This window comes from Rhizobium sp. 05L419 (assembly GCF_056397845.1).
In genome coordinates this window covers 122,954-135,510 of the sequence record NZ_JBFTOF010000014.1, presented here as the reverse complement: position 1 = coordinate 135,510, position 12,557 = coordinate 122,954, and the positions used below count along the sequence as shown (strand labels likewise).

The window sequence follows — 12,557 nt, the reverse complement described above, 5'->3', positions numbered from 1 at the left end:
CATGACAGTTGATTTTTCGCCCTTCGTCCCATGGCCGGTCCTGGCGACCCTGACCGTTCTCGCTGCGGTAATCGCGGCCTTTGCCATCTGGCGCGGTGTACGCGGTGCATGGATCCGAAGCATTGCCGCTCTGGCGCTGTTGGCAGCCTTGGCCAATCCGCTGCTGCTCCAGGAAGACCGCGAACAACTCTCGACTGTCGTTCCCGTCATCGTCGACCGCAGCCAGAGCCAGCAGACGCCGGAACGCATCAAGATGACGGAGGACGCGCTGGCGCAATTGAAGGAACGCCTCGCGCGCTTCCCCGATATCGAGCCGCGTTATGTCGACGCCACGGAGCCGGGAGATTCCGACGCTCCCTCGACACGCCTCTTCAACGCGCTGTCGGCGGCAGTGGCCGACGTCCCGCCCGCCCGCATCGGCGGCGCGATCATGCTGACGGACGGAGAGGTGCACGATGTGCCAGGCGTCAATCAGGCGCTCGGCTTCGACGCCCCGGTTCACGGCCTGATCACCGGCAAGGCCAACGAATTCGACCGTCGCATCGAGGTCATCAAGGCGCCGCGTTTCGGCATCGTCAACGAGGAGCAGCAACTCGTTCTGCGCGTTTTCGACGACGGCCCGAGCCCGGGCGGCACCGCAAACGTCACCGTCAAGCTGAACGGCGACGAGATCGCCACGCTCAAGGCCACACCCGGCCGGGATACGCCCTTCTCCTTCAAGGTGGAGCGCGGCGGCAGCAATGTTCTTGAGTTCTCGGTCGCGGGCTTGCCCGGCGAGGTCACGGAAGCGAACAATCGCGCCGTTCACGTCATCGATGGCATCCGCGAGAACCTGCGTGTTCTCCTCGTCTCCGGCGAACCGCATGCCGGCGAGCGCGCCTGGCGCAACCTGTTGAAGTCGGACGCAGCCGTCGATCTCGTCCACTTTACCATTCTGCGCCCGCCGGAAAAACAGGACGGCACGCCGATCAACGAGCTCTCCCTGATCGCCTTCCCGACACGCGAGCTGTTCGTCGACAAGATCAAGGATTTCGACCTGATCATCTTCGATCGCTACCAGCACCGCGGCGTCCTGCCGATTCTCTATTATGACTACATCTCGCAATACGTCGAAAACGGCGGCGCCCTGCTGATCGCCGCAGGCCCGGAACATGCGGGTCAGGATTCAATCGCGCTGACACCGCTCTCTTCCGTCCTGCCGGCCGCACCGACCGGGCAGATGATCGAAAAGGCCTTCTACCCCCGCCTTTCCGAAGACGGCCGCAAGCATCCGGTCACGCGCGGTCTCGACGGCTCGGCCGACGAGCCGCCGCACTGGGGCCGCTGGTTCCGCAGCGTCGATGTCGAGCCACCGCAGGGCCAGACCGTGATGGTCGGCGCCGACAATCATCCGCTTTTGGTGCTGAATCGCGCCGGACAGGGCCGTGTCGCCATGCTGCTTTCCGACCAGGGCTGGCTCTGGGCACGCGGCTTCGAAGGCGGCGGCCCGCATGTCTCCCTCTATCGCCGCATCGCCCACTGGCTGATGAAGGAGCCGGCGCTGGAAGAAGAGGCACTGACCGCCCGCGCCTCCGGCCGCACCCTGGAGATCACCCGCCAGACGATCGGCGACAACCCCGGCAGTGCCACAGTCCGCTATCCCTCCGGCCGTACCGAATCCCTGCAGTTGACGCAGTCCGAGCCCGGCCTCTTCAAGGCCGAGAAGAAGATGGACGAAATCGGCCTGTTCGAGATCCGCAACGGCGAGATGACGACGCTTGTGCATGTCGGCGCTGTCGACGCGCCCGAGTTCAAGGCAATGATCTCGACGACCGACGCCCTGAAACCGATCACCGACAAGACCAAGGGTCTGGTCACCCGCGTGTCGGATGCCGGCGGCGCGATCACCATCCCGCCGATCCTGCCGGTGCGCGGCCAGATCCGGGTTGCCGACAGCGAGCGAATGCAGATGCACCTGACCAGCGAGACCGTGCTCAAGGGCATCAACACCCTGCCGCTGTTTGCGGGTTTTGCCGGTGTCGGCATTCTGCTGCTGGCCTTCGGTGCCATGTGGTGGCGTGAGGGACGCTGACGCTGTGGCGATGCTCGAGCTGACCGGTTCTCCCTCGACCGACGACCTCGCCGCGATCGGCGACGGGCTGAGCGCCTTCAACACGAGCCATGTCGGTCCATCCGACCGCCTGGCGCTCGCCGTTCTCATCAAAGACACGGACGGCAAGGTGACCGGTGGCCTCTCGGGCTACACGGCATGGGGCTGGCTGTTCACCCAGCTGCTGTACATTCCCGATGGCGAACGCGGCAAGGGACTGGCAGGCAAGATCCTCTCCAAGGCGGAGGAAGAAGCCGCAGGGCGGGGTTGCCACAGCGCCTGGATCGACACGTTCAACCCGCAGGCACTGCGTACCTACCAGCGGCACGGATACGAAGTTTTCGGTGAGTTGCCCGATTTCCCGAAAGGCAGCACGCGGACTTTCCTGCGAAAGGCGCTCGTTCAGTTCCAAGGCTCAGACGAGCTCTAAGGTTCAGCCAAGTGCCACCTGTCGCGTCTCGGCATTCATCGCCATTGCCGCAAGCGCCGCCAGAACCAGCAGGCCGGCAAAGAGCCCGATCGCCACCGCAAGCCCCTCCGCAACGACAAGCGCCATCAGCGACGGCGCGAGGAGACCGCCCAGCCGCGCCATCGCACCAGCCGTTCCCATCCCGGTTGCCTGCAGGGCGGTCGGATAGAGTTCGGGCGTGTATGCATAGGGAGCGCCCCATGTGCCGAGCAGCGCAAAGCTGTCCAGACGAGCCCAAAGATCGCAAGAAGCCTACGCTGGAACCGACCCGTTCCAGCGCGGTCCAGTGCCTCTTCGATTGAAATGCGATTGATGACCACTCCCCTCAAGCCCATGAAAGATCGAGCAAAGGGCCCCTCAAGGCAATGGGGATCGATGACAACTGCGGCCTACTTGCGCCAGGCTATCGTTCCCTTGAGCCGCGCATGCGCATCTCTGGCGAGCGGAACCACCAGAACACGCGCGGGATCGACCGGGCCGGGAAACGCCAGCGCGTTGTAGGCAACCTTTTCGAAGCCAAGCCGACCATAATAGGGCGGGTCGCCGACCAGAACGACACCTTCCGAGCCCCGCCGCTTCGCCGCCTCGATTGCAATCCTGACGAGTTCGCGGCCGATGCCCCGGCTCTTGTGCGACGGCCGCACGGCCAGCGGTCCGAGCAGGTGTCCCACAAGCGAGCCCGCGATGACGGGCGTCATCCGCACCGAAGCGATCGTCTCGCCATCGTCGGTGCAGATGAAGGATAGCGAAAGATCGTGCGGTCCCTGCTCGCGGATGCGGGCAGCGGCGCGTGTATGCCGGCCGGGGCCGAACGCTTCTTCGTTGATATGTTCGATAGCGGCGTCGTGCGACGCATCCTCAGTGAGGTAAACCAGATCGTGCTTGTGCATGATGAGACAGAAACCGGATAGACGAAAACAATGGATCTCGAGCACGCCTTGAGGCGTTCGGGAGCATCAGCGTCGTCGCGGATTTCTTGGTGCAAACATCAATCGGGTTCCAGAATGTGAAAAGGCCGATAGCAGGAAAAATTTCGCCCGTCCAATGGAAAAACGCGCGAAATGACGTGACGTGACGCTGTGTTCAATTTTTGGCGCCCTGCAAAGTTCGGCAGTCTGCGATATCTTCGGCGGCAACGAAAGAAATGAAGGACAGAACAATGGGAATGCTGGTTGACGGCGTCTGGCATGACGTCTGGTACGACACCAAGGAAACAAAGGGTCATTTCAAGCGCGCTGCTTCGCAGTTTCGCAACTGGATCACCGCAGACGGCAGTGCCGGCCCCACCGGTACGGGCGGTTTCAAGGCGGAAGCCGGACGCTATCACCTCTATGTCTCGCTGGCCTGCCCGTGGGCGCACCGGACGCTGATCTTCCGCAGGCTGAAGAAGCTCGATGACTTGATTTCCGTGTCTGTGGTCGACCCGCTGATGCTCGCGAAAGGCTGGGAGTTCAAGGTCGGTGACGGCGCTACCGGCGACCGGCTTTTCGGTTCAAACGCGCTCTCCGACATCTACGTCAAAGCGGATCCTCACTACTCCGGACGCGTCACGGTTCCCGTTCTCTGGGACACGAAGACCGGCACGATCGTCAACAACGAATCCTCCGAAATCATCCGGATGTTCAATAGCGCTTTCGACCATCTCACGGGTTCGACGACCGACCTCTACCCGCACGACCTGCGTCCGTCGATCGATGAGCTGAACGCCATCGTCTACGACACGGTCAACAACGGCGTCTACAAGGCCGGCTTCGCAACGACCCAGGACGCCTACGCGGAGAACGTGGTCAAGCTGTTCGAGACACTCGACATGCTGGAAGAGCGCCTCGGCAAGGGCCGCTACCTCTTCGGCGATCGGCTGACCGAGGCCGACTGGCGCCTGTTCACGACCCTGGTGCGTTTCGACGCCGTCTATGTCGGTCACTTCAAGTGCAATATCCGCCGGATCGACGACTATCCGAACCTCGCCGCCTATCTGCGCGATCTCTACCAGACGCCCGGCATCCGGGAGACGGTGAACTTCCGTCATATCAAGGACCACTATTACCGCAGCCACAAGACCATCAACCCCACCGGCATCGTACCGAGCGGACCGGCGCTCGACCTGGACCGAGCGCATGGCCGCGGGGCGCGGGCCGTCGCCTGAGCAAGCCCCCTACCAGACGGACGCGGGCTCGCGCTCGCCAGCCAACTCCGCGAGCCGGCGGTATGTTGCGTCGGTCGTCCCCTGCGGCAGATTGTCTAGCGCAAAGAAGCCGCATTCGATGATTTCACGGTCAGGCGGGCGGGGAGCCGTTTGTTCGACTGTTGTCCGGTAAAACAGCACGTGGTCACGGCTGCTGGCCGACGTGTTGAAATACACTTGAAAAAGCTGCGGGCGGCCGACGATCTTCAGATTGCCTTCCTCGCGCAGCTCCTTGACCAGCGCTTCCTCGGCAACCTCGCTGCGCTCGAGCCCACCGCCAGGCATATGCCAGCCAGGCACGTAGCTGTGCCGCACCAGAAAGAGACGGCCTTCTGCATCGAAGCAGGCGGCCCGAACGCCCATCGTCATGCCGCGCGCTACGGCAAAGTACATGTGGACGACGCGCATGAGCAATCGCGACTGCCAAGGGCGGATATGTTTCACGCTTCTTCCAATTCCATCAATCCATTCAAGCAGATGTGTTTGAATTGCTATCATCCTGGGCTATGTGTGAAGCCATGTTCAAGCTTGCGCACATCTCAGACGTCCACCTCGGGCCCCTGCCCCGCCTTTCCGTCCGCGAACTCTTTTCCAAACGCATCACAGGCTTTGTGAACTGGCATCGCAATCGGCGCAAGCACCTTTTCGGCGGCACGCTCGATCTTCTCCTGGACGATATACGCGCCAGGCAGGTCGACCATCTGGCAGTTACCGGTGACCTCGTGAACCTCGCCAGCGGCATCGAAATTCGGGCCGCGGCTGCATGGCTAAGGGAGCTCGGCGACCCGGCCGACAACTCGGTCGTTCCCGGCAACCATGACGCCTATGTTCCAGGCGCCTACGAAAAGTCGATGCGCGCCTGGTACGACTACGTGCGCGGCGATCTTGCACCGCCGGAGTGGGAAGAAGGTCGGCACATTTTTCCGTATCTGCGCGTCCGGGGCAAAGTCGCCATCGTCGGCTGCTCGACCGCCGTCGCCACACCTCCGTTTGCAGCCAGTGGTTTTTTCAGCAGCAGACAAGCCCGCGAAACGGTCAACATATTGAGAGCTGCCGGCGAGGCAGGCCTCTTTCGCGTGGTGATGATCCACCATCCGCCGATCCGCGGCGCGACGTCCTTCCACAAGAGGATGATCGGCATCCGCCGTTTCGGTGCGGTGATTTCGACTGGCGGCGCCGAACTCGTGCTTCACGGCCATACGCATCTCAACACGATCCACTGGCTGCGTGGCCAGACCGCGCCGGTACCGGTTGTCGGCATAGCCTCCGGCTCGCAGGGTCCAGGTGGGATGAAGCCGGCGGCGGCCTACAACCTCTTCAGCATCGACGGTTCTCCCGGAGCCTGGAATCTGAAGGCAGAGCGCTTCAGCCTGAACGCCGACGGCACCGACGTCCGCCAGGAAAGTGTCGATATTTTCAGGGCTTAGCGCCGCCTGCGGAATCATTTTGGCAATCACTTGATTCACAGTCGGAAGATAGCCGCAGCGGCAGCAACATCCTGTGCACACCCTCTTGGTATTTCAGAATCTCAGCGTACAATTCGCGCTTCAGCGCTCACTTACGGAGTTACGGCATGTATTCCGCTTATCGCTTCCGCAGCATCGCCCTGGCCGGCTGCCTCGCCTTCGCCTTTTCAGCCCCAGCCTTCGCCGCAGGCGAAGAGACGGACCAAACCAAGCCGCCACCCAAGACCGAAACCACAACCAAGTGTGCCGGCGGCAAGATCTGGGACAAGACAAAGAAGGAATGCGTCGTTGCGAAGAAGAGCAGCTTCAACGACGACGATCTCTACAAGGCGGCGCGAGAATTCGCCTACGCCGGACAATACGAGAATGCGATCGCAGTACTTCGTCTTGCCGAAAACCAGAACGATCCCCGCATCCTCAACTATCTCGGCTATGCAAACCGCAAGGCGGGCCGGATGGAACTGGGAATGTCGTATTACCGCAAGGCCCTGCTGGTCGATCAAAATTATATTCTTGCCCGGTCATACATGGGACAAGCTTTGGTGGAACAGGGTGACGTACAGGCGGCACGCGTCCAGCTGGTTGAAATCCGTGATCGCGGTGGCGAGAACACCTGGGCCTACCGATCGCTTCTTCAGTCGCTGAATGGCTATCGGACCTATTGAGCTGCGTCGAACCGGCGGAGGAAGAAAAGCATTGAGAACCCGTGGGATAAGTCGCCTTGTGCTTGCGCAGCATCGGGGATTTGTTTCATAAAGGACACAGAGACGATATAAATCGATTTCATCCGGCGATTGCCCGAATGCCCGTGCACCCAATTTGGAAAGACTATGCGTCAACCCGTGACGACCATCGATATCAGACGTGACCTTGTGGGTCTTTTGCCCCGGTTGCGCCGGTTCGCGATGACCCTTGCAGGCGACGCGGCCGGCGCCGACGAACTCGTGCAGGCAGCGTGTCAGCGTGCCATCGGCAAAAGCAATCAGTGGCAGGGAGAAGGCCGGCTCGAAAGCAGGGTGTACACGCTGCTGCGCCAGCAATGGACCGAAGACAGCCGAAAGCGCAAGCCACACGCCACGCCACGAACGAACGTAACCGATATCCGCAATGCCGTCCGCGACCGCACATCGGCGCTCGACTCCGACGCAATCCACCAGATGATTGCCGAAATGCCGGAAGGTATTGCAAGCGCATTCCTGCTCGTCGCCGTCGAGGGGCACACCTATCAGCAGGCGGCCGATATCATGGGCGTTGCCGCAACAATCATAGCCTCGCAACTGGCACTCGCAAAGGCACACTTCGCCAGCCTTGCCGACGATCATTCCCATAGGTACTGAATTTGCTCGATTTCAAGAAACTGCCGCTCGATGCTCAATTGACCGCTCTCCTCGATGGAGAAGCGACGGTGGAACAGAAGCTGGAGCTGGAGCAGCGACTGCAGACCGACGACAGCGCCCGGCGGCTCTACGACAGGCTGCGCCACGGCGCCGATTTCGGCAAGCGTCGCCTCGACGACATTCTCAAGGAGCCTGTGCCGCTGGCGCTCGTTCGTTCGATCAAGAGCGTGCAGCCACCCAAAGCCCCGCTTTCGCCGCGCCTGTCGCGTCCGTCGCTGAAGCTCGCGCCCACGGGGCCGCAGGCACTGGCGGCGGCGATCATCCTCTTCGTCGCAGGATGCGGCATTGGCTATTTTGCCGCAAATAACCGTGCTGGTGCCCCGGCCGCGCAGACGACCGAGGCAGCCGCGCCATCGGAGCAGAACGAATGGCTCGATGACATCCTCGCCTACCAGCGCCTGATGGCGCGCCAGCCGCGCCACCTCGTCGAGGTGCCGGCCTCCCAGGCGGAGGAGATCTCGAACTGGTTGACGACCGCCGTGGGCGTCGCATTCCGGGTGCCGGATCTCGGCACTGACGGCTGGACCTTTCAAGGTGCTCGCGTCGTTCTGGCCGACGACCGACCGGCAGGCCAGCTGATCTACACTAGCGCTGATGGCGACATCGCCACGATCGCCTTCCGCAAGGACAATCAGCCGACCGATACGGAAGACTTCAAGGAAGCCATCCGGGACGAGATCGGCCTGGTCACCTGGCACAATGCCGGCACTTCCTACGTTCTGGTCGGCCCCTCGTCTGAGGCTTCGCTCAGCCAGCTTGCCATGCAGATCGCCACCGCCATCTGAACCGAGAGGCAATGGCGGCAGGTGCCCGGAGGGCACCTGCCATTCTCTATTTGAGGATCAGGCCTTGCCGGCCTTCATATCGAGCACGCGGTTGGCCGCCGATACAATCGCTTCCAGGGACGCTCCAACGATGTTGGTGCTGATACCGGCGCCGAAGAGCTTGCCGCCCGGGTAGGAAGTCTCGACGTAGGAAATGGCGGCTGCGTTCGAGCCGTGCTGCAACGAATGCTCCGAATAGTCCTGAACCGACATCTCGACGCCGAGATAATGCGACAGCGCATCGATGAAGCCGTCGATCGGTCCGTTGCCCCGGCCCTCGATACGCTTCGTCTCGCCGTTGTCGGTGATCTCGGCGGCGACGACGCGAACACCCTTGCGCTCGGGATCGGCGTAGGTGTGGTGGTCGACGAACTTGATCCGCCCCTCCGGCTGCGTCACGTAACGCTCGATGAAGCGGTCGTAGATGCGCCTCGACGGCAATTCCTTGCCCTCTTCGTCAGTGATGCGCTGGATCTCCTCGCGGAACTCGACCTGCAGGTTGCGCGGCAGATTGAGACCGTAATCCTGCTGCAGGATATAGGCGATGCCGCCTTTGCCCGACTGCGAGTTGATGCGGATGATCGCCTCGTAGGAGCGACCGACGTCCTGTGGATCGATCGGCAGGTACGGCACTTCCCAGACGGGATGATTGGCGACCTTGATCGCCTTCATGCCCTTGTTGATCGCATCCTGGTGCGAACCAGAGAAGGCGGTGTAGACCAGTTCTCCGACATAGGGATGGCGTTCGCCGATCACCATCTGGTTCGAGTATTCGAAGACTTCCTTCATGCGCACGATGTCGGAGCAATCGATTTCGGGATCCACACCCTGGGTGAACATGTTCAGCGCCATCGTCACGACGTCGACATTGCCCGTGCGCTCGCCATTGCCGAACAGCGTGCCTTCGACGCGGTCGGCGCCGGCGAGCAACGCCAGTTCCGCGGCGGCGATGCCGGTGCCGCGGTCATTGTGCGGATGCAGCGAGACGATCAGGTTCTCGCGGTTGTCGAGGTTGCGGCACATCCACTCGATCTGGTCGGCATAGACGTTCGGCGTCGCCATCTCGACGGTGGACGGCAGGTTGATGATCAGCTTGTTGTCAGCCGTCGGCTTCATGACGTCGATGACGGCATTGCAGATTTCCAGCGCTACATCGAGCTCGGTGCCGGTGAAGCTCTCCGGCGAATATTCGAAGCGATAGCCACCGCCGGCCTTGGCAGCCATGTCGCTGATCATCTTCGCCGCATCGACTGCTATCTGCTTGATCCCCTGGACATCCTTGGCGAACACGACGCGACGCTGCAATTCGCTGGTCGAATTGTAGAAATGGACGATCGGGCGGTTGGCACCCTGCAGCGACTCGAAGGTGCGGGTGATCAGCTCGGGCCGGCACTGGACGAGAACCTGCAGCGAAACGTCGTCGGGCACGTTGCCCTCCTCGACGCACCAGCGCGCGAAGTCGAAATCGGTCTGCGAGGCGGACGGGAAACCGATCTCGATTTCCTTGAAGCCCATCTCCAGCAACATATGGAACATACGGGCCTTGCGGTCGTGGCCCATCGGGTCGACCAGAGCCTGGTTGCCGTCGCGCAGATCCACCGAACACCAGATCGGCGCCTTGGTGATCGTCTTCGTCGGCCATGTGCGGTCGGGTATGTTCACCTGCGGATAGGGGCGGTACTTCATCGCTGCATCGGGCATGCCCTTGGTCTGGGAGCGGGTCTTCGTGTCCATGTCTTCTCTTCCTCTTCCCGTCATGTGGCCAGCCGCGTAATAGCTCATGGCGTACCGCTTGGCGATGACGAATCCGGAGCAAAAGCATCCGGTTGATCAATTTTGGGGATTGGCGCGAGGAGCTATGGCCGGGCGGGCTTTCGGCCGCCGGGCGCTCCTCAACGGACCCGGCAACCGCGCGTAAGGCCGAGGAGAAGAAGCGATGTCAGGGCGCGCGTATTGTCGCGCAGGGCGATGCGCCCGCGTGCAATCTGCTCAGAAATCATGATGCCCGTGTTCTTCATGGTCGCGCTTATAGCCGCAGGACAAAAAACTGGCAACCCCCTGATTATTTCTTTGTCAATTGCACGAAGCGCGACAGCGCCATCATCAGCCCGCCGGCCAGCAGTCCCCAGAACGCGCCCGAAATCCCCCCAAAGGAAACGCCGGAGGCTGTGACGAGAAACGTAATCGCCGAAGCCTCGCGCGTTGCGGGCACCTGGAAAGCCGACATGGCGGAACTGGAGAAAGCACCGACCAGCGCCAGACCGGCCACCGCCTGGATCAGGATCGGCGGGGCGAGTGCGACAAACGCCGTCACCGCGCCGGCCAGCAGGCCGAGAATGATATAGCCGACGCCCGAGATCAGCGCCGCCCAATAGCGCCGGGCCGGATCGGGGTGCGCATCGTGCCCGGCGCACATGGCAGCCGTGATCGCCGCCAGATTGACCGCGTGTCCGCCGAACGGCGCCGAGAGCAGCGAGAACAGTCCCGTCACGGCAAAGAGCGGCCCCGGCTTCGGCTCATAGCCGTTGACCTTCAGCACGGCGATACCCGGAATATTCTGCGACGCCATGGTCACGATGAACAGCGGCAGCGCGATCGAGATGAAGGCAGGGAGATTGAAAGCCGGGGCGACGAATTCGACCGTCGGCAGCAGAGACCCCTCAAGCGACGCCAGCGCGCCGTCCGGAATATCGACGCCGAAGGCAAGCACCAGCACGAAGGCGGCAAGTGCTGCGGGCACAGCCCACAGCCGCTTGAAGGCACCGGCGACGATCCAGGCAAGCGCGATCGGCAGCCCGAGCACCGGATTGAACCCGATCGCCTTAACCGGCGCGAAGCAAAGGCCGATCAGCACGCCTGATAGCATGGCATTGGCAAGCGGGGCGGGAATGGAGGCAACTGCCCGGCCGAGCGGGCGAAACAGGCCGGCGATCACGATCAGGACGGCGCAGATGAGAAAAGCCCCGACGGCGGCATTGAAGCCGCCTTCGACCAGACCCGTGCTGGCAAGCAGCGCTGCCCCTGGTGTCGACCAGGCGATACTGACCGGCAATCGCGTCGCAATGCTGAGAACGATCGCGCAAAGGCCCATCGAAATCGACAGGGCCATCAGCCCCGAGGCAGCCTGCGTCTCGCTGGCGCCCACGGCCTGCAGGCCGTGCAGCACGACGGCGAACGAACTGGCAAAGCCGACGAAGGCCGTGAGAATGCCCATGAACAGGCTTTGAACGGAGAAATCTTTGAGCATGACCGGACTCTTGCGGAAGACGTGCCGCATGGAGCCGCATCCCAGAGAGTCGCGCAAGTGCAGACAGACGCCATTCCGTCGAGCCTGACACTGCTTTTACGCGCCGTGCACGACGAAAACCGCCTCTATTCCCCAAACAAAAAAGCGCCCTCGCCGCCTATTCGGCGAGCAAGGGCGCTTTCAATTCATGCGATCAGATGTCGCTCTGCGAGGTGATGACTCGCGAAACGAGACCGTAGGCCTTCGCTTCTTCTGCCGAAAGCCAGTAGTCGCGGTCGGTATCGGCTGCGATCTTCTCGTAGGTCTGGCCGGTAGCTTCAGCCATGATCTTGTTCAGGCGCTCGTTCATCTTGATGATTTCGCGAGCCTGGATCTCGATGTCGGATGCCATGCCGCGCGTGCCGCCGGACGGCTGGTGCAGAAGGAAGCGCGTGTTCGGCAGGCAAAGGCGCCGTTCCTTCGGAGCCGAGACAAAGATCAGCGCGCCGGCCGAAGCGACCCAGCCGGTACCGATCATCCAGACCTTCGGCTTGATGAACTTGATCATGTCATGGATCGAATCGCCAGACTCGACGTGACCGCCGGGCGAATTGACGTAGATGCGAATGTCGTCGTCGCTGGCTGCGGAAAGCGCCACGAGCTGCGAGCAGACCTTCTGCGCCAGTTCCTGGTTGATCGGTCCATAGATGAAGATGGAACGCGACTTGAAAAGGTTCGCCTCCGTTTCCTTGCCGAGCGGCAGTTCCTTCGTCTTGTCGTCCTGGTCTTCGTCGTTCATTCGAACCTCTCTCACGTAAATTCGGGTTCCCCGCACATAGTGCGACTCAATGCGTAAAACAATGCGGGAAAAAGACAAGCCACGGAACGGGTGAAGATATGG

12 protein-coding genes and 1 pseudogene are annotated in these 12,557 nt (G+C 61.9%); 7 read left to right on the top strand and 6 right to left on the bottom strand.

All coding sequences use genetic code 11. The features are described from left to right. Window position 1 precedes the first annotated feature (1 nt). The gene (locus AC1DMK_RS18580; RefSeq protein ID WP_477860965.1) at window positions 2-2,071 is read left to right on the top strand and encodes a hypothetical protein; all 2,070 of its coding nucleotides are present in this window, start codon (window positions 2-4) and stop codon (window positions 2,069-2,071) included. A 4-nt stretch (window positions 2,072-2,075) separates the two neighbouring features. Next, window positions 2,076-2,519 carry an N-acetyltransferase family protein gene (locus tag AC1DMK_RS18575; RefSeq protein WP_477860963.1) on the top strand — a complete coding sequence of 148 codons (444 nt, stop codon included), beginning with the start codon at window positions 2,076-2,078 and terminating at the stop codon, window positions 2,517-2,519. A gap of 3 nt (window positions 2,520-2,522) precedes the next feature. On the opposite strand, the pseudogene AC1DMK_RS18570 reads toward AC1DMK_RS18575, so the two are convergent. Then, window positions 2,523-2,780 (bottom strand): annotated as a pseudogene (locus AC1DMK_RS18570) (MFS transporter); the annotation flags it as partial. Between the two features lie 167 nt (window positions 2,781-2,947). Beyond that, window positions 2,948-3,448: a GNAT family N-acetyltransferase gene (locus AC1DMK_RS18565; protein ID WP_477860961.1), complete on the bottom strand. Its 501-nt coding sequence runs from the start codon at window positions 3,446-3,448 to the stop codon at window positions 2,948-2,950. 269 nt (window positions 3,449-3,717) lie between these two features. Here AC1DMK_RS18565 and AC1DMK_RS18560 point away from each other — a divergent pair, with 269 nt between their 5' ends. Further along, entirely contained in the window at window positions 3,718-4,704 is a 987-nt protein-coding gene (locus AC1DMK_RS18560) for a glutathione S-transferase family protein (protein ID WP_037058685.1), read from the top strand. Between the two features lie 9 nt (window positions 4,705-4,713). Here the strand turns inward: AC1DMK_RS18560 and AC1DMK_RS18555 are convergent, their stop codons facing one another. Beyond that, the gene (locus AC1DMK_RS18555; protein WP_051973890.1) at window positions 4,714-5,151 is read right to left on the bottom strand and encodes an NUDIX domain-containing protein; all 438 of its coding nucleotides are present in this window, start codon (window positions 5,149-5,151) and stop codon (window positions 4,714-4,716) included. 110 nt (window positions 5,152-5,261) lie between these two features. Between AC1DMK_RS18555 and AC1DMK_RS18550 the strand changes: the two genes are divergently transcribed. The 4 genes from AC1DMK_RS18550 to AC1DMK_RS18535 all read left to right on the top strand — a co-directional run bounded on the left by AC1DMK_RS18550 (window position 5,262) and on the right by AC1DMK_RS18535 (window position 8,391). Then, entirely contained in the window at window positions 5,262-6,170 is a 909-nt protein-coding gene (locus AC1DMK_RS18550) for a metallophosphoesterase family protein (RefSeq protein WP_477860958.1), read from the top strand. Between the two features lie 146 nt (window positions 6,171-6,316). After that, the gene (locus AC1DMK_RS18545; protein WP_477860956.1) at window positions 6,317-6,874 is read left to right on the top strand and encodes a tetratricopeptide repeat protein; all 558 of its coding nucleotides are present in this window, start codon (window positions 6,317-6,319) and stop codon (window positions 6,872-6,874) included. Between the two features lie 165 nt (window positions 6,875-7,039). Then, complete coding sequence (locus AC1DMK_RS18540; RefSeq protein ID WP_037058690.1) at window positions 7,040-7,546, top strand: sigma factor-like helix-turn-helix DNA-binding protein; 507 nt, start codon at window positions 7,040-7,042, stop codon at window positions 7,544-7,546. A gap of 2 nt (window positions 7,547-7,548) precedes the next feature. Then, the gene (locus AC1DMK_RS18535; protein WP_477860954.1) at window positions 7,549-8,391 is read left to right on the top strand and encodes an anti-sigma factor family protein; all 843 of its coding nucleotides are present in this window, start codon (window positions 7,549-7,551) and stop codon (window positions 8,389-8,391) included. Between the two features lie 57 nt (window positions 8,392-8,448). Here AC1DMK_RS18535 and leuA read toward each other — a convergent pair whose 3' ends face one another. From leuA to AC1DMK_RS18520, 3 genes are all read right to left on the bottom strand, one after another. Beyond that, window positions 8,449-10,164, bottom strand: coding sequence for a 2-isopropylmalate synthase (gene leuA, locus AC1DMK_RS18530; protein ID WP_037058694.1), 1,716 nt, complete (start codon window positions 10,162-10,164; stop codon window positions 8,449-8,451). 328 nt (window positions 10,165-10,492) lie between these two features. Continuing rightward, window positions 10,493-11,677 carry a benzoate/H(+) symporter BenE family transporter gene (locus AC1DMK_RS18525; protein ID WP_037058908.1) on the bottom strand — a complete coding sequence of 395 codons (1,185 nt, stop codon included), beginning with the start codon at window positions 11,675-11,677 and terminating at the stop codon, window positions 10,493-10,495. Window positions 11,678-11,870: 193 nt separating this feature from the next. Further along, window positions 11,871-12,455 carry an ATP-dependent Clp protease proteolytic subunit gene (locus AC1DMK_RS18520; protein ID WP_477860952.1) on the bottom strand — a complete coding sequence of 195 codons (585 nt, stop codon included), beginning with the start codon at window positions 12,453-12,455 and terminating at the stop codon, window positions 11,871-11,873. Window positions 12,456-12,557 lie beyond the last annotated feature (102 nt).